We start from the raw sequence: 21,097 nt of genomic DNA on the forward strand, positions 1-21,097 counted from the left end.
AAAGACATAGCGGGCAAGAAGCCCGCTTTCGTCATCGCTTAAAGTCCCGCACGCTGTAAGATCTGCTTCAAATTCGAAATATGTTCTTCATTTGCCGGCAAAACGGGGGGCATTACATGAGTTGAAATATCGACTCCGCTAAGCTGAATTGCCTTTTTGATTATCCCGAAGAAAGGTGAATCCAGGCTGTAAATAGTGGAAAGCGCGGACAGCCTGCGCTGTAATCCGAACATGGTCTCATACTCTTTTTCACACCACGCGCGGTAGATCCCGCAGGTTAGCTGTGGCGCAAAGTTCGCTGTCGCTGGGATCCCGCCGTTGCCGCCTAAGATAAGCGTATCCATCATATATTCATCATAGCCGGAGAAAATAACGAAGTCCGGACGCACTGGCCTGACATTATTGATGATTTCACGAATATGGCTGATATTATCAACGGTATCCTTAATGCCGATAATATTGGGGTGATCTTGCGCCAGCCGGGTAATTAAATCAACGCTAAGGTCCTGTCCCGTCAATGCTGGAAAGTTGTAGAGAATCACCGGGCTTTTTATGTTATTAGCCACGGTTTTGAAATGATGATAAATATACTCATCGGTCAATCTGGCATAGTAGGGATTGAGTACCAGCACGGCATCGACTTCGAGTCGGTCGGCATGCTGACCATACTCAATCACTTCCTGCGTGCTGGTGCTGCTAATACCTAATAGTACTGGAATACGGCGGTTAATATGACGGACGCAAAACTCTGCGGTTTCCAGACGCAGCGCATTGGTCATATGGCAAAATTCCCCTCCACTGCCCAGCAGTAATACGCCATTGACCTTGCTTGCAATAAGATGATCCAGCAAGGTTGCCATGCCGACTTTATCTAACTCTCCCTGCGCATTAACAATGGTCGGAACTGGCGGAAATACGCCGTGAAATTTCGTAATCTGAGTCATGTATTGATCCTTAAAACAGGCGAGCCGTAGCCCGCCAGGGATATTATTTAAGCCAGGCTCCGGCCATTAATGATGTTGCATTAGCGGTGAACTGTTTAAAGACGCCGCGACGGTTTGAATAATCAGGTTTCTTCCAGCTTGCTCGACGCTCTTCAAGACAGCGGCGTATTTCCTCTTCTGTTTTAGGCATCCCGTCGATCCCTACAATATTGAGCTTGCGGCCTTTCACATCCATTTCGATTAAATCACCATCTTCCACCAGGGCAATCGGCCCCCCATCAGCGGCTTCTGGCGAGACGTGTCCGACACATGGCCCGCTGGTCGCTCCAGAGAAACGACCGTCGGTAATCAATGCGACTTTTCCGTCGAGGCGTTTGTCATACACTATGGCATCGGTAGTCATCAGCATTTCCGGTGCGCCAGAGCCTTTTGCGCCTTCGTAGCGAATGAAAATGACGTCGCCGGGTTCGATATGGTTATGGATGATGGCCTGCTGAGCGTCTTCTTCGGAGTTAAAGACCCGAGCAGGACCGGTATGGTGGTGCATATCCGGCGCACAGGCCGCGTATTTAATGACCGCTCCTTCAGGCGCGATGTTGCCTTTCAGTACCGCAATCGACCCTTTTTTGGTGGCATTTTCTGGTTTACGGATCACCTCCTCCGGACTGACTTTGTAATTGTTGAGGTAACCGTGGTTGCGGGTAAAGAAGCCGGATTGATGGAGCATTTCCAGGTTGTCGCCGAGCGTACGGCCAGTCACGGTAAGCACATCAAGATCCAGATAATCGCGCAGATACCATTGCACCATTGGCACGCCGCCAGCGAACCACATCATTTCGGTAACGTATTCACCGCTGGGCTGAATATTGGTCAGATAAGGGATTTCGTTATTGATCCGATCAAACAGTTCGGGCTTCAGCTCCCATCCAAGTTCATGAGCGATGGCCGGAAGGTGGATCATCGCATTGGTGCTGCCACCAATAGCAGCATGGACTTTGATAGCATTTTCAAACGCCGCAGGAGTCAGGATCTTATGGGTGGTGATATTTTTCTCCGCCAGATACAGCGCCTGGTGGCCTGCAGTTCTGGCAACGCGGCGAATTTCCGCCAGGGTCGATGGCAGCAAAGCGCTGCCTGGCAGGGCCAGCCCCAAGGCCTCCGACATGCACTGCATGGTACTGGCCGTTCCCATAAACTGGCAGGCTCCGGCGGTGGGGCAACCGCATTGCTGCATGGCTTCCACTTGCTGAATGCCGATTTCGCCTTTCTTCAACTTAGCAGTGATCCCACCGAGGTCAGAAGTACTCATATTCGGTGCCGGACGCATAGAACCGCCGGGAATATGCAGTAGCGGCAGGTTCAGGCGTGCGGCGGCAATCAGATGCGCCGGGATAGATTTATCGCAGCTTGAGATCAGAATACCGGCATCATAAGGCACCACTGAGGCATGAATTTCGACCATGTTGGCAATGGCTTCGCGAGATGCCAGGATGTAGTTCATCCCATCGTGGCCCTGACCCCAGCCGTCGCAGATATCCGTCACATGGTGACGGACCGCGCGACCGCCGCTTTCATGAACACCCAGCACGGCTTCATCGCCCAGTTGGTTAAGATGGAAACTGCCCGGATGACTTTCACCATAGCAATCATCCACCAGGACCTGCAGTTTATTGACATCTTCTTTGCTGTAATTCATTCCAAGACGCAGGGCGTCGAGCTGCGACCACAGGTCGCGAGCATGTTGACATTTTTGGCTCATTTGGCGATTCCTTCCTGTTTAAGTGACGCACCCGGCGTCGAGGTGTTAGGGGTGTTGCTGCTACCTGCAGGACGAGCGGTAACAGAAGGTAAGCTGAAAAGCAGTCCAACGGCGATAAGCAGGGCGGCAACCAGTACGGTCATTCCTGCTGTTTGCGAGAACGTCACCGTTAACAGCCCGACGAGGTACGGACCGATAAAGCCGCCGATGTTGCCCAGGGCGTTGATCGTGCCGCGCACGCCGCCCAGAACGTTGGGGGCGAAGAGTAATGGCGGCAGCGTCCAGAATGGACCGGCATAGGCTTGCAGGAAGAACCCGCAAATAACCATCATGCCGTAGGCGAGCCAGACGTTATCTTTCAGTAATAAGGAGAGGGCGAGGCAGACCGCGAAACCCAGCAGAGGAATAGCCGTGTAAAGGCGGCGATTCATCGTTTTATCACACCATTTGGCGATGTAATACTGACCGATGATGCACAGAACGTAAGGCGCCGCAGTGAGTACCCCAACGATGGTCATGCCGCTGCCGGTCAGGTGTTTAATCAGATTTGGCATCCATAGCGCGAAGCCATAGAAGCCGACCTGTACGAAGAAATAGATACCGACAAGCTTCCACAGGTTGATGCTTTTTAATACGCCGCGAATGCTGCTTTGTTCTCCGCCAATACTCAACGCGCGATCGGCCAGCAATTTTTGTTCGATCCAGGCGCGCTCTTTCGGATCCAGCCACTTTGCCTGATGCGGGTGATCGGAAACCAAAGGTAGCCAGACAAAGAGCAGTCCCAGAGAGAGCAAGCCTTCGATGATAAACATCTCCCGCCAGCCGTAGGTTTCAATAAGCCAGCCGGAAAGCGGCCCGGTAATAATAGAAGCGACGGCCAGGTTCATCTGGAAATAGGCGATAGCCCTGGCGCGCTCCTCATTTGGGAACCAGTGGCCAATCAGCGCCAGAATGGCGGGATACACAGCACCTTCCGCCACGCCGAGCACAAAGCGAATAATCAACAACTGCGTCGGTGTCTGAACAAAACCGGTCAGCAGGGCAAAGCCACCCCAGGCGACGATTGTCCAGGCAATTAACTTTTTGGCGCTTAGCCGCTCGGCTATCTGACCGCCGGGAATTTGCAGGAAGATATAACCAATAAAGAAGATCCCGGCTACCAGACCGGCAAAAGAAGCCGTCATGCCTAAATCTTCATCCATGCCGCCTGCGATCCCAATGGCGATATTGGTCCTGTCCATATAGGCCACGATATAAACGAGGATCGTGGCTGGAATAATATGCAGCCAGCGCCCTCGTGTGGTCGGTTTCTCTATTTCAATGCTCATCATTGCATCCCTTTAGTATCAAAAATGTGTTCTGTATATGGAACTGCTGTTCTGTATATTGACACTATGCCGACGTATTCATACAGCGTCAATTCCATACTCTAAGGAAGGTTATATTTTGTGATTTGCTTCAAAAATGAACGGAGATAAGGTGAGAAAGAGCGGATAACCCAATGGAAACTGCTCATCGGTCTAATACATCGCCAAAATTGTGCGCTGCCTCACAGGATAAGATTATGCTCTCACCTGGTCATTGTGCGTTCAGAGTAAACAGCATTAAATTCTTTATGTGGAATTTGTGTTCTGTATATTGAACTTTAATGCTTTTTAAGGAGAAACAATGGTTACTACCGCGATCTTTCCGTCACGATATGTTCAGGGTAAAGGAGCGTTGACAACGCATCTCCCGCAGGAATTGGCCGCACTCGGTCATAAGGCGCTGATTTTGCAGGATCCTGTTGTTCACAACACCTACCGGGATACAGTTGCAACAGCACTGCACGGGGTGATTGAATTTGATATCGAAGTGTTCAGTAGCGAGTGCTGTGATGAGGAAATTGCTCGCATCTCCGCACGCGCGCAGGAAATTGGCGCCGATGTGATTGTTGGTATGGGGGGCGGGAAAACCCTGGATACGGCAAAAGCAACCGGCGCCAGCCTGCGGCTGCCTATTGCCGTGGTTCCTACTCTGGCCTCAACGGATGCGCCGTGCAGTTCACTGGTTGTTATCTATACGCCAGAAGGGAAATTCAAACGCTACCTGATGATTCCACGTAACCCGACGCTTGTGCTGGTGGACAGCAGTATTATTGCTGCCGCGCCGGTACGCTTTTTGGTTTCCGGGATAGGCGATGCGCTGGCAACCTGGTTTGAAGCGGAAGATTGCCGCATCAAAGGGGCCGGCAATATGACCACCAGGCCAGGACCGATGACCGCATTTGAGCTGGCGCGCTTTTGCTACACCACCTTAATGCGCTATGGACGCCTGGCGAAACTTGCCTGTGAACAACATCAGGTTACTCCGGCGCTCGAACATGTTATCGAAGCGAATACGCTATTATCCGGGCTTGGTTTTGAAAGCGGTGGGCTGGCGGCGGCGCACGCCATTCATAACGGTCTGACAGTACTGCCCGCCACGCACAAATACTGGCATGGGGAAAAGGTTGCGTTTGGCACGCTGGCAATGCTTATGCTCACCGATAGAGCGCCTGAGCTTATCGAGGAGGTTTATCAATTTTGTGAAGATATAGGCTTGCCCACCACGCTGGCGGATATTGGTCTGGCTGGCGTTAGCGATGATGAACTGCTGGCCGTTGCCAGGGCGTCTTGTCAAACTGGGGAAACGATACACAACGAGCCGTTTACCATTACGCCGGAGGCTGTGCAGGCGGCATTGCGGGCCGCCGATGCTGTTGGGCAGGCGCGGAAAAAGATCGATCTTGCAGGTTAATGTGAGCCTGTAAATAAAAAACGGCAGCCGGAACTTTCAACTTCTGTCTGCCGCTATCGTGAATGTTTTAACGTCGCGATTTCAGAAAAATGCATGGGTGGGCTCAGGACTACCGGGTTTATACTTCCGTTATCGCAGGGATTAGCGGATAGAAAAATGAAAAATGCTAATTGGCTTTTTTTGTCAATCATAATGGCGTTTATCGGCGTGCCGCTGCTGGTGAACATTATTACGATTATCGTGGGGGGAATGTGGGCGTACATTAGCGTTCTTGAAAATAATATCCCCGTCGCGCGATCTATTGAGGAGGCGACCATTATCCCGGTAGCGCTTCTGGGCGCAGGGTTAATTTTTCTTTGTGGCCGAATATGGGGAAAGGGAAATGCATCAGAGGTAAATCCAGAATGGCGTGATTGCTGCCTGCTTATGCCTGCTCTGGTGGTGCTGATGGGGTGGGTCATCCTGATGTTTCTCACCGATCTTAATATTCGCGCGATAGGGCGTAAACCCATCGCCCAGGTAGTGCAAACGCTTTGGTTAGTACCCAGCGTAATATCCTTTTTCAATGGCTGGGTATGGGCAGTGTTGCTCATCCCGGTTGGCTCGCAGCTCTGTTTTGCATTAGGGTATGGCGGTGCGCGTTGGGGAGTGCTACGCGGCGGTGCGGGCTACACTTGTCGTAACCTGCTGGTGATTTGCCTGCTGTTTTTCGGGAGCTGTGCCGTATACCAGTCACATCTTTATGCCGTGAAGTATCCCGCTCCCGAGAGCAGTGAATATCTTTATTTCCGCGATTATCAGGCGCACACATGGGGCAACAAGCTAACCGGGCTGCGCGATGAACCGACACTTTTGCTCACTCAAAATTGGCCGCGGCTCGATGGCGCAACGGCTGGCTTGCCGTTATACGCCTCGGCTTTTTATGCGCTTACGCGCTTTCCGGATGATATCTGCCCTGAAGACTACCTTGAAAACCAGGGAACCATTGAAGCCTATCAAAATATCCTTAACGGCAATGCCGATCTTATTTTTGTCGCCCAGCCTTCCACTGCTCAAAAGCAATTGGCCGAGGCCAGTGGCGTAAAACTGGTTTACACCCCCTTTGCACGTGAAGCGTTTGTGTTTATCGTCAACCAAAACAATCCCGTGTCATCGTTGAGTGATGTACAAATTCGCGGCATTTTTAGCGGAAGAATCACCCACTGGAATGAGGTAGGCGGAGAGGCAATCGACATTAAGCCCTGGCAGCGACCGGAAAACTCTGGCAGCCAAACGGCGATGCTGGCGAAGGTAATGAAAGGAACAAAGCTGATGCCAGCGCAAACAACATCAGTGGCAACCGCGATGGGGGAAATGGTGGATATCGTGGCTGAGTATCGCAATACGCACAACGCCATTGGCTATACCTTTCGTTATTACGCTACGCAGATGCACAGCAATAAAGAGATTAAATTACTGGCGATAAACGATGTTGCGCCGACGGTTGAAAATATTCGTAACGGCAGTTACCCGTACACGGTTGATGTTTATATGGTCACCCGTGAACACCCCACAGCGGAAACACAAAAGCTGGTGGACTGGTTTCTAAGCCCGCAGGGGCAGCAGTTGGTACAGGATGTGGGATATGTGCCGCTGTATCCGGCCGCGAAATAAAGGGACTAAATGGAAGATGTTAAATTATATGTGGAACGGGTAGGCGTAGACCCGGCCAGCGGCGCTGATATTCGTATTGCACGGCGTGAATCCACTTCGTGGCATAAAGATATTGTTGCTGAGCTGATTAATCAGGTCCTCCGGTGTGGCGCAGCATTAATCATCGTCGCTGTGCTGACCGCCTGCGATGATCGCCAGGTAAGCTATTTTCCTGATTATGCCGCTATACCCGAGCAATCCGGTATCTGGACCTGGCTACCTGTGTTCTTTCCATCTTCCGCCAGTGAAATAGAAATGACGTTTAACCTGGACAGCAATCTTTTTTATGCTGACTTTAGCGTGGCCGACGGTGATAAACGCGCGCATTTTGAAAGCGTGCTGGGGGAGGAGAGCGTGGTTCATTATGCCAACTTTCCTCATAAAAGCTGGTGTAAAACGGGGAAAACTCTCTGGAATAGCGAAGCGCGCGCAAAACCCTTCTTTATTACCAAAATAAGTGTCGATCGCTACCGTATCACTAATCATATGCCCGGCTGTACAAAATCCGGCGAGTGAATGCGGTATGTGGCGAAAAAGGGCGGTATAAACCGCCCCGGATTTTATTACGACGCCAGTGAAAGTTGGTGTTTCTCAACATACGCCGCCAGCCACTGGGTGATGCGGGACTGCTGTTCGGCGGTCAGCCACATGCCTTCTTTGGTGCGACGCCAGATAGCGTCTTCAGTACGGCGCACCCATTCGTGATCCACCAGGTACTTGAGTTCCGCTTCGTAAAACTCATGACCGAAATCTTCGCCTAAATCAAGCAGCGACGTGGCTTCGCCGAGAATCCACTCCGTGTTGCTGCCGTAAGTGCGCGAATAGTGACGCGCCAGCGATTCCGTCAGGAACGGATAACGACGACGCAGCTTCGCCGCGTAATCTTCGCGGCTGCCGTCGATGTCGCCGCCGGGCAGTACGCACGTTTTGGTCCATGCCGGCCCGATGCCTGGATAATAAGACGCCAGTTTTTCCATCGCATGTTCGGCCAGCTTACGGTAGGTCGTGAGCTTACCGCCAAACACGGAAAGCAGCGGCGCTTTGCCGTTTTCATCATGAATATCAAGGGTATAATCGCGAGTGATCGCCTGCGGTGAGTCGGACTCATCATCGCACAGCGGACGGACGCCGGAGTACGTCCAGACGATGTCATCGCGCCCCAGTTGTTTCTGGAAGTGCGCGTTATAAACCTTCAACAGGTAATTAATTTCGCTCTCTTCAATTTTTACCGCTTTCGGATCGCCTTTATATTCGACATCGGTTGTGCCAATGATCGAAAACTCTTCCATCCACGGAATGACAAAGACGATACGCTTATCTTCGTTTTGCAGAATATACGCCTGCTTCTGATTATGGACGCGCGGCACGACGATATGGCTGCCTTTGATCAGGCGGATGCCATACGGTGACGGCAGGTGCATCCCTTCGTCGAAGAACTGTTTGACCCACGGTCCGGTGGCGTTAACCAGTCCGCGCGCCTGCCAGACATATTTTTTACCGGTGTCGATATCTTCCGCTTCGACAATCCACAGGCCATTTTCCCGACGAGCGGCGGTTGCGCGAGTACGGGTAAGGACTTCGCCGCCTTTACGCACCACCATCTGTGCGTTAGCCAGCACCAGACGCGCATCGTCTACCCAGCAGTCGGAATATTCGAATCCGCGCACGATTTCCGGTTTGAGCACCGAATCTGCGCCAAACCGCACACCGGTGGAACCGGGTAAACTGGTACGTTTGCCGAGGTGATCGTACATAAACAGACCGATACGGATCATCCAGGCCGGACGTAAATGCGGGCGGTGCGGCAGACGAAAACGCATCGGGAAGGCGATGTGCGGCGCCATTTTCAACAGCACTTCACGTTCTGCCAGCGCTTCGCTGACCAGACGGAACTCGTAGTGTTCAAGGTAGCGTAAGCCGCCGTGGATAAGTTTCGAACTGGCGGAAGAGGTCGCGCAGGCCAAATCCTGCGCTTCCAGCATGAGTACGGACAAACCGCGTCCGGCGGCATCAGCCGCGATGCCTGCACCGTTAATGCCCCCGCCTATCACGATCAGATCTTTGGTTTCCATGCTGCCCTCTTGCACTTTCGTTAAAGTTCAAAAATGTTCGTTATCGAACATAATAGCAAAGAAACGCGCTATTGGTAACATCGAAAAAACATTTTAGAGTGATATGTATAACATTATGGCGTTAAGCTACTCCGTCAACGTACACTGGGCGATAAAATGCCTTAATTGGCTTCACCGGCAATAATGAAAGAGCGATTCATGGAACAATTTGAATGTATCACTGTAGAAGAGGCGTATCAGAAACTGCACCAGGGCGCGGCGGTGCTGGTCGATATTCGCGATCCGCAAAGTTATGCCATGGGTCATGCGCCGCAGGCGTTTCACTTGACTAACGATACGCTGGGCGCGTTTATGCGTGAGCATGGTTTCGATACCGCCGTGATGGTAATGTGCTATCACGGCAACAGTAGTAAAGGCGCCGCGCAGTATCTGCTCCAGCAAGGCTATGATGCGGTTTACAGCATTGACGGCGGGTTTGAGGCCTGGCATCGCCGTTTCCCTGCCAATGTCGCGAATGGCGCGTAATCCCATAAAGATGCAGCCTCCGACGAGAAGGGTATATATACTGTCTTCTTTTGTATGGACTAAGCGACAGCAATAATGTTGATGATTACTTCCTTTGCGAATCCTCGCGTGGCGCAGGCATTTGTTGATTACATGGCCACCCAGGGCGTCATTCTTACTATTCAGCAACATAATCAAAGCGATATCTGGTTGGCAGATGAATCGCAGGCCGAACGTGTGCGGGTCGAGCTGGCGCGGTTTATAGAAAATCCCGGCGATCCGCGTTATCTGGCGGCTAGCTGGCAGTCCGGGCAGACTAACAGCGGGCTACGCTATCGCCGTTTTCCCTTTCTCGCCACGCTGCGTGAACGAGCCGGCCCTGTTACCTGGATCGTGATGCTCGCCTGCGTGCTGGTCTATATCGCGATGAGTCTCATCGGCGATCAAACGGTGATGGTGTGGCTGGCGTGGCCGTTCGATCCGGTTTTAAAATTTGAATTCTGGCGCTACTTCACCCATATCTTTATGCACTTCTCACTGATGCATATTCTTTTTAACCTGCTGTGGTGGTGGTATCTCGGCGGGGCGGTAGAGAAGCGCCTGGGCAGCGGTAAATTAATCGTCATTACGGTGATAAGCGCGCTGCTAAGCGGCTATGTACAGCAGAAATTTAGCGGCCCGTGGTTTGGCGGACTGTCTGGCGTCGTCTATGCGCTGATGGGGTACGTGTGGCTGCGCGGAGAGCGCGATCCGCAAAGCGGAATTTACCTCCAGCGCGGCTTAATTATTTTTGCATTATTGTGGATAGTCGCTGGTTGGTTTGACTGGTTTGGCATGTCTATGGCGAACGGCGCGCACATCGCCGGGCTTATCGTCGGTTTAGCGATGGCCTTTGTTGATACGCTGAATGCGCGAAAACGAACGTGAGGCGTATCCGGCCTGTGGTCGAGATATTTTTCCAGGCCGGGTAGGGCGAATGCCGCTATCCGGCGCAAGGTTGGTTACTTTCAGAGATTATTCATGAAACAAACACAACGGCATGACGCGATCATTGAACTGGTAAAAAAACAGGGGTACGTCAGTACGGAAGAGCTGGTGGAGCATTTTTCTGTCAGCCCGCAAACCATTCGTCGGGATCTTAACGATCTGGCGGAACAGAATATGATTTTGCGCCACCACGGCGGCGCGGCGTTGCCCTCCAGCTCGGTGAACACGCCGTGGCACGATCGTAAGGCGACGCAAACGGAAGAAAAAGAGCGCATCGCTCGCAAAGTCGCGGCCCAGATCCCCAATGGTTCAACGCTGTTTATTGATATCGGCACGACGCCGGAAGCCGTAGCGCACGCCCTGTTAGGGCACAGTAATTTGCGGATCGTGACCAACAATTTGAACGTAGCGAACACGCTAATGGCGAAAGAGGATTTTCGTATTATCCTCGCCGGCGGCGAACTCCGCAGCCGCGACGGCGGCATTATTGGCGAAGCGACGCAGGACTTTATCGCCCAGTTCCGTCTCGATTTCGGCATTCTCGGTATTAGCGGTATTGATAGCGACGGCTCGTTGCTGGAATTTGACTACCATGAGGTACGCACCAAGCGCGCGATTATCGAAAATTCGCGCCACGTGATGCTGGTGGTGGATCACTCTAAATTTGGCCGTAACGCGATGGTAAACATGGGCAGCATTAGTATGGTCGATGCGGTCTACACCGATACCCTGCCGCCGCCGGGCGTGATGCAGGTGTTGACGGAGAACCATATCCAACTGGAGCTGTGTTAAAGAGACTGTCTTATCAGGCCTACACTCTGCGCGTGATCGTAGGCCTGATAAGCTCATCAGGCATTAATTTAAACCCCATACCCCATCATCTTCAGCAACTGCTGCGCGTGCTGTACCGCGTCCTGACGGTGCGCGACGCCGAGTTTCTGGTAGAGGTTGCGGATATGCGTCTTAATGGTGGTCGCGGCCACCGCCAGTTCGCCGGCAATCTGTTCGTTGCTGTAACCGGAATAGATAAGCCCTAACACCTGCCATTCACGCTGGGTGAGCGGGCTGGTGCGAATAAGCTCCGGGACATCCGGATGGTTAAGCAGGCGCTCGACGAAGCCTTCGTCAAAATGGGCGAATTTATGCCGGTGATGTTGGTTAATCTCTCGCAGGATGCGCTGCGCGCGATGCTGCTCCATCTCCGGTAGCGTATTAAGCTGGATAAGCTGACGCAATTGTTGCGCCATGGCTTCGCCTTCAATCACAAAATGGCTGATAAATCCGGTGCGGTTGGCAAGCTGTAAGGCATCAAGCAATACGCGCTGGGCGTCGTTTTTCCGCCCGGATTGCCAGTAAAGCTGATTGAGTAACAGCAGATTGCGGTTTAAATCGCTCATTAAGCGCAGGCTACGGGCATTCTCATTTAACTCTTCCAGCACGATTTCCGCAGGCTCGAATTCGCCCAGCAGGATCTGCGCGCGGGCGATATTCCGCCATTGCCCTTGCAGAAAATGGTTATTGGCAAACGCCGGTTTGGGCGTATGACGTAACCAGTTGGCGGCGGATTTTTTGTCGCCGGTTAACTGCCAGTAAATGACACGCACCTTATCGGCGTTAGAGATCCAGTCGCAGTGATAACGGCCATTGCCTAATAAATTTTCCAGTCGGTTAAGCTGACTACGGGCATTATCCAGATCGCCGCGCGCCAGCGAGCACTGCACCAGTAACGTCAGGCACTGCAACTGTTGTTGCGGCTGGAAGGTGGACAGCACAGCGATACCGCTGCGCGCCGAGGCCTCCGCTTCGTCAAGGCGCGCCCACGCCCACAGCAATTGCGCGCGGATACGTACCAGAAACTCATGCATCGGCAGTTGTTCCAGATGTTGCTCTTTGATCAACTGGAAGGCTCTCTCCTGCGTTTCCCATGCGGCCTGCAGGAATCCCTGGGCGAACTGAATTTCGCTTTGTTGAATTAAGCTCCACAGCGCGTAATGCCAGACGTCATGATGGCGCGCCATTTGTTCGGTTTGCTGCATCAGCGATAAAGACTGGCTGAGATCGCCTTTACAGTGCAGCACTTCGCCGTGAACGGAGGTCGCGACAATACGGCTATAAAACCAGGCGAGAGGAAGCTCATCCAGCGCCAGTTTCGCCAGCCGCTCAGCCTCTTCCGGATTGCCGTCGTTGATGGCGACCTGGGCGCGCAGCGCGTTAAATTCAGCATGCAGTGTGCCGTCCATGACCCCTTTGATCTCTTGCTCGGCGCGCGCCAGCAGCGTATTCACTTCGCTGTAGCGGTGTTGGCTTTGCATCAGCCAGGCCTGTAACAACACCAGCCGCGGATTTTCCAGCAGGCTTTCCCACGGCAGCGCTTTTAATGACTCTTCCAGCAGCGCCAGTTCACTGTGATTAAACAGCCCCCACGCATGGTTAAGCAGGATATCGCGCAGCATTTGCGCGTCACCCGCCGCCAGCGCATGATGAATAGCTTCGCTGGGAAAACCTTGTTCCATCCAGCTTTCCGCGGCCGCGCGGTGGATCTCCGGCAGTTCCGCCGCCAATTCCCACTGGCAACGCTGGCGCAGAAAGCTACCAAACAACGGGTGATAGCTGAACCATTCGCCCGTGTCGTCCATGCGTTGCAGGAATAACCCCTGGCGCTCAATCTCCTCCAGCCGCATCTGGCCGTTTTCTTCGCCGGTCACGCGCACGATCAACGCGTCATTCATTGAGCGTAAAATCGCGCTTTTAAGTAAAAAATGTCGGGTGCTGACATCCACGTTATCCAGTACTTCGTCCACCAGATAATCAGAAAGGTGGCTGGCATTAATCCCGGCAAGACGGCGGGCGGAGTGATGCGCAGAGGTATGGTTCTGGCGCGCGGAGAGGGCGATCAACTGTAGCGCAGTGGCCCAACCTGCCACATCGTCGCACATGCGGCTGCTCTCAGCGGCTTCAATGGGCGACGAAAGACGACGGTCAAAAAATTGCTTTGCTTCCTGATGGTTAAAAGCCAACTGCTGGCTGCCGATTTCCAACAGCTGATCGCGCACGCGCAGGTTAGCGATGCCCAGTTGCGGCAAATTACGCGATAACACCACCAGGGTGAAATTTTCCGGCTGATGCCGTAAGAAAAAGCGCATCGCGTCGTGAATCACCGGATTGGTAATCAAATGGTAGTCGTCAATCACCAGATAAAGCGGGCGATGCCACTGCGCCAGTTCAATAAAGAGCTGTGCGAAGAGAGACGTCAGGCTGGCGTACTGACGTTTTTGCGCCATCGCTTCGCTGGTCGAGCAGTGTCCGCCGGTGGCCTGTTGGATAGCGGCAATTAAGTAACTGGCGAATCGCTCTTGCTGGTTATCGCCTTCGTCGAGAGAGTACCAGCCTAATTCATTTTTGCCCGCCGCCCACTGTGAGACAAGCGTGGTTTTCCCATAGCCAGCAGGACTGGTTACCAGGGCGAGCCTGAAATTGTTCGCGCCGGAAAGTTTAGCCAACAGCCGCTCACGAACCACGGTATGGTCGAGACGAACCGGACGACTTAATTTAGACGGAATCAACATAGCAATCACTTCACTGTGGGAAATGGGGGGAACTGCGATTTTTTTTGCGCTTCGTAATTAATAGATATAAGGTCGGCCAGAAAGCATTTTAATGCAAGCTAAGCAGACTTTTTATGTGTCTGAATTTGCACTCTGTCACAATTCTAAATAACGGTATTAAAAAAGTATTCGGCGCGGTTGAAACGAGCGTCAGAGCTGGGCTGAGGTCATATTTCCGTTATTGTAAATAATGTCCTGGACATCATCCGGATTTAACACAATGGCGATACCAGGCGTTTAATTAATTATGTTAAGTTAGTGAACCTCCCGCTGCTGAATATTTCAGGTAAGAAACTATTTCGGCGTTCATATAATCTTCGAAAATACCCCTTCGCGATTTACTGTTATTTCTGTTTATTCATTTGATTATGCGTAACACTGGGTGTCGTTGACAGGAATCGGCGCGTTTATACAGGGGTAAGTGGCGGCGATCACACTTTTATGCTCATCCCCGCTCCTCCTCCCTCCCTAATCATTGCCGGGAGGAGGAAGGTCAACATCGAGCCTGGCAAACTAGCGATAACGTTGTTTTATTACCCGAGGACGGATTTCCTATGTCACAGCCAACCTTCAATAAAGATCAATTCCAGGCCGCCCTGACGCGTCAGTGGCAGCGTTTCGGTTTACTGTCGGCGTCCGACATGACGCCTCGTCAGTGGTGGCAGGCCGTTAGCGGCGCACTGGCGGAATTACTGAGCGCGCAACCGGTAGTGCAGCCGACGAAAGGCCAGCGTCATGTGAACTACATTTCGATGGAATTTTTGATTGGCCGCCTGACGGGAAATAACCTGTTAAATCTGGGGTGGTACCAGGACGTTAGCGATGTGCTGAAAGCGCACGATATTAATCTGACCGATCTGCTGGAAGAGGAAGTCGATCCGGCGCTCGGCAACGGTGGTCTGGGACGTCTGGCCGCCTGCTTCCTCGATTCGATGGCCACTGTCGGGCAGTCCGCTACGGGCTATGGTCTGAACTACCAGTATGGGCTGTTCCGTCAGTCATTTGTTGAGGGCAAGCAGGTGGAAGCGCCGGATGACTGGCATCGCGGCAGCTATCCGTGGTTCCGCCACAACGAGGCGCTGGACGTCCAGGTTGGGATCGGCGGTAAAGTCACCAAAGAAGGGCGCTGGGAGCCAGGTTTTGTGATTACAGGCCAGGCCTGGGATCTGCCTGTGTTAGGCTATCGTAACGGCGTCGCGCAACCGCTGCGTTTGTGGCAGGCGACCCACGCGCATCCGTTTGATCTGACCAAATTCAACGACGGCGCTTTCCTGCGGGCGGAACAGCAGGGTATCGATGCGGAAAAACTGACGAAGGTGCTTTATCCCAACGATAACCACACGGCGGGTAAAAAACTGCGTCTGATGCAGCAATACTTCCAGTGCGCCTGCTCGGTAGCGGATATTCTGCGTCGCCATCATCTGGCCGGACGCAAACTGCATGAGCTGGCGGATTACGAGGTCATTCAGTTGAACGATACTCACCCGACCATCGCCATTCCGGAACTGCTGCGCGTGCTGATTGACGAGCACCAGCTGAGCTGGGATGACGCCTGGGCTATCACCAGCAAAACCTTCGCCTACACCAACCACACCCTGATGCCAGAAGCGCTGGAGTGCTGGGATGAGAGGTTAATCAAAGCGCTGTTGCCGCGTCATATGCAGATTATCAAGCAGATTAACGACAGCTTTAAGACGCTGGTCGATAACACCTGGCCTGGCGATAAGCAGGTATGGGCAAAACTGGCGGTGGTGCATGACCGTCAGGTACGCATGGCCAATATGTGCGTGGTCAGCGGCTTTGCGGTCAACGGCGTGGCGGCGCTGCACTCCGATCTGGTGGTGAAAGATCTGTTCCCGGAATATCACCAGCTTTGGCCGAACAAATTCCACAATGTCACCAACGGCATTACACCGCGTCGCTGGATCAAACAGTGCAATCCGCAGCTTGCGGCGTTGCTGGATAAAACGCTGAAAAAAGAGTGGGCTAACGATCTCGACCAGTTGATCAACCTCGAAAAATACGCTGACGATGCGAAGTTCCGTCAGCAGTATCGCGACATCAAGCGGGCGAACAAAGAGCGGCTGGTGAAATTCATCAAGGCCCGTACCGGGATTGAGATTTCAAGCAACGCGATTTTTGATATTCAAATCAAACGTCTGCACGAGTACAAACGTCAGCACCTGAACCTGTTGCACATTCTGGCGCTGTACAAAGAGATCCGCGAAAACCCGCAGGCTGACCGCGTACCGCGCGTATTCCTGTTTGGCGCGAAGGCGGCGCCGGGCTATTACCTGGCGAAGAACATCATTTTTGCTATCAATAAGGTTGCGGAAGCCATTAATAACGACCCGGCGGTGGGTGATAAGCTGAAGGTGGTTTTCCTGCCGGATTACTGCGTCTCGGCGGCGGAAATGCTCATTCCGGCGGCGGATATTTCCGAGCAAATTTCTACCGCCGGGAAAGAGGCGTCCGGCACCGGCAACATGAAACTGGCGCTGAACGGGGCGTTGACCGTGGGAACACTGGACGGCGCTAACGTTGAAATCGCTGAAAAGGTGGGTGAAGAGAATATCTTTATCTTTGGCCATACTGTGGAAGAGGTCAAGGCGCTCAAAGCCAAAGGCTACGATCCGGTGAAATGGCGTAAAAAAGACAAAGTGCTGGATGCGGTGTTAAAAGAGCTGGAAAGCGGTCAATACAGCGATGGCGATAAACATGCCTTTGACCAGATGCTGCATAGCCTCGGCAAACAGGGGGGCGATCCGTACCTGGTCATGGCGGACTTCGCCGCTTATGTCGAGGCGCAAAAGCAGGTGGATGCGCTGTATCGCGACCAGGAAGCGTGGACGCGCGCCGCGATCCTCAATACCGCGCGCTGCGGTATGTTCAGTTCCGATCGCTCTATTCGCGATTATCAGGCCCGTATCTGGCAGGCAAAACGCTAAGGGAGCGCGATGGAAAATAAACGTCTCGATAGTGCCGCGCTGGCGGCGGGGATCAGCCCCAGTTACATCAATGCTCATGGCAAACCGCAGTCTATTGGCGCTGAAACCAAGAGACGTTTGCTGGCGGCGATGCACGGCACGACAACAGGACCACAGGCGGTCGTGCCGAATGTGAAGGTTTATACCGCGGGTAAAAAAATGGCGTTGCCGGTAGAGGGGCGCGGCGAGTTTGCCTGGCTGCTGACTACGGAAGAGGGCGAGCATTACAAAGGGCGCGTGACGGGCGGTAAAAAACTTAACCTGCCGGCTACGTTGCCGGAGGGCTACCACACCCTGACGTTGACCCAGGATGAACAGCGTACGCACTGCCGGATTATCGTCGCCCCGCCGCGATGCTATGAGCCGCAGGCGCTGCTGGAAGGGAAAAAACTGTGGGGGGCCTGCGTCCAGCTTTATACTCTGCGTTCAGAAAAAAACTGGGGTATTGGCGATTTCGGCGATTTGAAGTCGATGCTGGTCGACGTGGCGACACGCGGCGGCGCGTTTATCGGCCTGAATCCGATCCACGCGCTTTATCCGGCGAATCCGGAGAGCGCCAGTCCCTACAGCCCCTCGTCTCGTCGCTGGCTGAACGTGATATATATCGACGTCAACGCCGTCGAAGATTTCCGCCTGAGCGAAGAGGCGCAGGCATGGTGGCAAATGCCCGCCACACAGCAAAAGCTGCGACAGGCGCGCGATGCGCAATGGGTGGATTACGCTACCGTTACCGCGCTGAAAATCACGGCGCTGCGGATGGCGTGGACGCGCTTTGCCGCTCGCGACGATGCGCAAATGGCGGAGTTTCGTCACTTTATCGCCCGCGAAGGCGAGAGCCTTTACTGGCAGGCGGCATTCGACGCGCTGCATGCGTATCAGGTGAAAGAGGATGAGCAGCGCTGGGGCTGGCCAGCCTGGCCGGAGGCGTACCAGTCGGTAGAGTCTCCCGCGGTAAAACAATTCTGTGAAGCGCACCGCGAAGAGGTGGAGTTTTACCTCTGGCTTCAGTGGCTGGCCTGGCGCCAATTCGCCGCCTGCTGGGATACCTGCCAGAGTTTTAAACTACCGATTGGTCTGTACCGCGATCTGGCGGTTGGCGTAGCGGAAGGCGGCGCGGAAACCTGGTGCGACCGGGAGCTGTACTGCCTGAAAGCATCTGTCGGCGCGCCGCCGGATATCCTCGGCCCGCTCGGTCAGAACTGGGGGCTGCCGCCAATGGACCCGCATATCATTGTCGCCCGGGCGTATGAGCCCTTTATCGACCTGCTGCGCGCCAATATGCAAAACTGCGGCGCGTTGCGCATTGACCATGTCATGTCGTTGCTGCGTCTGTGGTGGATACCGTATGGCGAAACAGCGGATCAGGGGGCTTACGTCCATTATCCGGTAGATGATTTGCTTTCTATTCTGGCGCTGGAGAGCCAACGTCACCGTTGTATGGTGATAGGCGAAGATCTGGGGACGGTGCCAGTTGAGATTGTCGGCAAGCTGCGCGATAGCGGGGTCTATTCTTATAAAGTGCTGTGGTTTGAAAATGACCTTGAGAAAAACTTCCGCGCGCCAGGCGCGTATCCGCAACAATCGATGGCTGTCGCCTCGACGCACGATCTCCCCACGCTGCGCGGCTATTGGGAATGCGGTGACCTGACGTTGGGTAAAGCTTTGGGGCTTTATCCGGATGAAGTGATTCTGCGCGGGCTGTATGAGGATCGCGAGCGGGCGAAACAGGGGCTATTGGACGCGCTGCATAAATATGGCTGTCTGCCAAAACGCGCCGGGCATAAGGCATCGTTAATGTCGATGACGCCAACGCTAAATCGCGGACTTCAGCGCTATATCGCCGACAGTAACAGCGGTCTGTTGGGGCTTCAGCCGGAGGACTGGCTGGATATGGCCGATCCGGTTAACGTACCGGGCACCAGCGATCAGTATAAAAACTGGCGGCGGAAGCTCACCGCCACGCTGGAGCAGATGTTTGCCGATGAGGGCGTAAACAAGCTGATTAAGGATTTGGATAAGCGCCGAAAAGCGGCCGCGAAGAAGAAGTAATAAAGCCGGGGATTTCCCCGGCTTTATTATGGTGAGAGCACGTAGGTCTGATAAGCGCAGCGCCATCAGGCAATCCTGGCGCACATTGCTGCCTTATCCGGCCTACAAGCTGTCTCGCTTAAACCACCATACCCAACAGCAGACAGCCGATCAGGCCGCAGACGGAGATGATCGTTTCCAGCATCGACCAGGATTTAATGGTCTCGCCGATAGTCAAATTGAAATACTCTTTGAACAGCCAGAAGCCCGGGTCGTTGACGTGAGAGAAAATCACGCTCCCGGAACCGACTGCGATAACCATCAGTTCAGGGCTAACGCCGGTAGTGGCGATCAGCGGCGCCGCAATGCCGCCTGCGGTAATCGCCGCGACAGTCGCGGAGCCCAGCGCGATACGCAGCACTGCCGCGATAGACCACGCCATTAACAGCGGAGAGACATTGGTTTCATGCATCATTGAAGCGATGTATTTATCCACGCCGCTATCGACCAGCACCTGCTTGAACGCGCCGCCGCCGCCGATGATCAGCAGCATCATGGCGATAATTTTGATGGAAGAGACCAGCGTATCGTTAATCTGATCCATTGAACGCCCGCGGTTCAGGCCAAAGGTGAACATCGCAATCAGTACGGCAATTAACGTAGCCATTACCGGGTCGCCCAGGAACTCGGCAACGGGCAGGAAAGCGTGGCCTTTTGGCAGAATCATCTCGGCAATCGCACGCATCGCCATCAGAATAACCGGAACCAGCGACGTCCAGACGCTGACGCCAAAGCCCGGCATCTCTTCTTCCGTAAAAGTTTTCGCGCTGTACAGGCCTTCCGGGATCGGCTTATCGATACCTTTCAGGAAACGGGCGTAAACCGGTCCGGCAAGGATCACGGTCGGGATTGCCAGAATCGTACCAAACAGCAGCGTCTTACCCATATCGGCATGGAAAATCGTGGCGATTGCGGTTGGGCCCGGGTGCGGCGGCAGGAAGCCGTGTGTGACGGAAAGCGCCGCGGCCATCGGCACGCCGACGTACAGTAACGGGATATTCGCTGCTGCGGCAATGGTGAATACCAGCGGCAGCATCAGAACGAAGCCCACTTCATAGAACAGAGCGAAGCCGACGGTAAAGCCGGTTAACACTACGGCCCACTGAATATGCTTTTTACCAAATTTCGCGATCAGGGTAGTGGCGATACGTTGAGCGCCGCCGCAGTCGGCAAGCATTTTGCCCAGCATGGCGCCGAACCCCATAATCAGGGCCAGACTGCCAAGCGTACCGCCGACACCGGCTTTGATGGAGCCGATGACTTTATCCAGCGGCATTCCCTGCATCAACCCGACAGCGAGCGCTACCAGGACAAGGGCGATAAATCCGTTCATTTTGAAGCGGATCATCAGAAGAAGTAACAAGATAACACCGATAGCAACGATGACTAATGGCATGATTTACCTGGCCTTTACTTTGTTATGGGTAACGTCATTGTTTCGACGACAAATTCCTGTTGTTCCCGACGGGAACAGAGTCGCAATAGCACCAATACTGATTACCGTTGAAACGAATGAGCGTAGTCAGATGTTATATGGATGTTAGGTGCCCATAAGAATGATACGGGTAACATGTGGGTGTTGAAAATGACCCTGGCAGGCAAAATTTAAATTATGAGACACAGGTCATGTTATCGGCGAAAGAAGAAGGACCATCGTTCTGAGATGTGGCTGATAGCGCCG

The 21,097-nt window shown here is 53.4% G+C and carries 14 protein-coding genes; 8 read left to right on the forward strand and 6 right to left on the reverse strand.

The window, feature by feature from the left end:
- Positions 1 to 38: 38 nt before the first annotated feature.
- The 3 genes from QEN31_RS01590 to QEN31_RS01600 are packed head-to-tail and all read right to left on the reverse strand — an operon-like array spanning position 39 to position 4,034.
- On the reverse strand, positions 39 to 944 hold the full coding sequence (locus tag QEN31_RS01590; protein WP_000192193.1) for a dihydrodipicolinate synthase family protein: 906 nt from the start codon (positions 942 to 944) through the stop codon (positions 39 to 41).
- Between the two features lie 43 nt (positions 945 to 987).
- A complete protein-coding gene (ilvD, locus tag QEN31_RS01595; protein ID WP_000078494.1) occupies positions 988 to 2,703 on the reverse strand; it encodes a dihydroxy-acid dehydratase in 1,716 nt (571 codons plus the stop codon).
- Positions 2,700 to 4,034, reverse strand: coding sequence for an MFS transporter (locus QEN31_RS01600; RefSeq protein WP_001518078.1), 1,335 nt, complete (start codon positions 4,032 to 4,034; stop codon positions 2,700 to 2,702). Before QEN31_RS01600 ends, ilvD begins: the two co-directional genes overlap by 4 nt.
- Positions 4,035 to 4,371: 337 nt before the next feature.
- On the opposite strand from QEN31_RS01600, the gene QEN31_RS01605 reads away from it, so the two are divergent.
- The 3 genes from QEN31_RS01605 to QEN31_RS01615 all read left to right on the forward strand — a co-directional run bounded on the left by QEN31_RS01605 (position 4,372) and on the right by QEN31_RS01615 (position 7,689).
- Positions 4,372 to 5,481, forward strand: coding sequence for a glycerol dehydrogenase (locus QEN31_RS01605; RefSeq protein ID WP_000258838.1), 1,110 nt, complete (start codon positions 4,372 to 4,374; stop codon positions 5,479 to 5,481).
- 93 nt (positions 5,482 to 5,574) lie between these two features.
- The gene (locus QEN31_RS01610) at positions 5,575 to 7,134 is read left to right on the forward strand and encodes a PstS family phosphate ABC transporter substrate-binding protein (protein ID WP_077951206.1); all 1,560 of its coding nucleotides are present in this window, start codon (positions 5,575 to 5,577) and stop codon (positions 7,132 to 7,134) included.
- 9 nt (positions 7,135 to 7,143) lie between these two features.
- Positions 7,144 to 7,689, forward strand: a complete 546-nt coding sequence (locus tag QEN31_RS01615; RefSeq protein WP_000390367.1) for a hypothetical protein — start codon at positions 7,144 to 7,146, stop codon at positions 7,687 to 7,689.
- Between the two features lie 47 nt (positions 7,690 to 7,736).
- On the opposite strand, the gene glpD is transcribed toward QEN31_RS01615, so the two are convergent.
- Positions 7,737 to 9,245: a glycerol-3-phosphate dehydrogenase gene (gene glpD / locus QEN31_RS01620; RefSeq protein WP_000448178.1), complete on the reverse strand. Its 1,509-nt coding sequence runs from the start codon at positions 9,243 to 9,245 to the stop codon at positions 7,737 to 7,739.
- A 198-nt stretch (positions 9,246 to 9,443) separates the two neighbouring features.
- Here glpD and glpE point away from each other — a divergent pair, with 198 nt between their 5' ends.
- The 3 genes from glpE to QEN31_RS01635 all read left to right on the forward strand — a co-directional run bounded on the left by glpE (position 9,444) and on the right by QEN31_RS01635 (position 11,528).
- Positions 9,444 to 9,770: a thiosulfate sulfurtransferase GlpE gene (gene glpE, locus QEN31_RS01625; protein WP_000434524.1), complete on the forward strand. Its 327-nt coding sequence runs from the start codon at positions 9,444 to 9,446 to the stop codon at positions 9,768 to 9,770.
- 75 nt (positions 9,771 to 9,845) lie between these two features.
- A complete protein-coding gene (glpG, locus tag QEN31_RS01630) occupies positions 9,846 to 10,676 on the forward strand; it encodes a rhomboid family intramembrane serine protease GlpG (RefSeq protein WP_000928701.1) in 831 nt (276 codons plus the stop codon).
- A gap of 93 nt (positions 10,677 to 10,769) precedes the next feature.
- The gene (locus QEN31_RS01635) at positions 10,770 to 11,528 is read left to right on the forward strand and encodes a DeoR/GlpR family transcriptional regulator (RefSeq protein WP_000815085.1); all 759 of its coding nucleotides are present in this window, start codon (positions 10,770 to 10,772) and stop codon (positions 11,526 to 11,528) included.
- Positions 11,529 to 11,596: 68 nt separating this feature from the next.
- Here the strand turns inward: QEN31_RS01635 and malT are convergent, their stop codons facing one another.
- Positions 11,597 to 14,302, reverse strand: coding sequence for an HTH-type transcriptional regulator MalT (gene malT, locus QEN31_RS01640; RefSeq protein ID WP_000907030.1), 2,706 nt, complete (start codon positions 14,300 to 14,302; stop codon positions 11,597 to 11,599).
- Between the two features lie 593 nt (positions 14,303 to 14,895).
- On the opposite strand from malT, the gene malP reads away from it, so the two are divergent.
- Both malP and malQ read left to right on the forward strand, forming a co-directional pair.
- Positions 14,896 to 17,289, forward strand: a complete 2,394-nt coding sequence (malP, locus tag QEN31_RS01645) for a maltodextrin phosphorylase (RefSeq protein WP_052934555.1) — start codon at positions 14,896 to 14,898, stop codon at positions 17,287 to 17,289.
- A 9-nt stretch (positions 17,290 to 17,298) separates the two neighbouring features.
- Positions 17,299 to 19,377: a 4-alpha-glucanotransferase gene (gene malQ / locus QEN31_RS01650; RefSeq protein ID WP_023198065.1), complete on the forward strand. Its 2,079-nt coding sequence runs from the start codon at positions 17,299 to 17,301 to the stop codon at positions 19,375 to 19,377.
- A 118-nt stretch (positions 19,378 to 19,495) separates the two neighbouring features.
- On the opposite strand, the gene gntT is transcribed toward malQ, so the two are convergent.
- Entirely contained in the window at positions 19,496 to 20,812 is a 1,317-nt protein-coding gene (gene gntT, locus QEN31_RS01655) for a gluconate transporter (RefSeq protein ID WP_001131737.1), read from the reverse strand.
- Positions 20,813 to 21,097 lie beyond the last annotated feature (285 nt).

Origin of the sequence: Salmonella sp. SA15303, assembly GCF_029962125.1 — a bacterium.
In the GTDB taxonomy this organism is placed as follows: domain Bacteria; phylum Pseudomonadota; class Gammaproteobacteria; order Enterobacterales; family Enterobacteriaceae; genus Salmonella; species Salmonella enterica.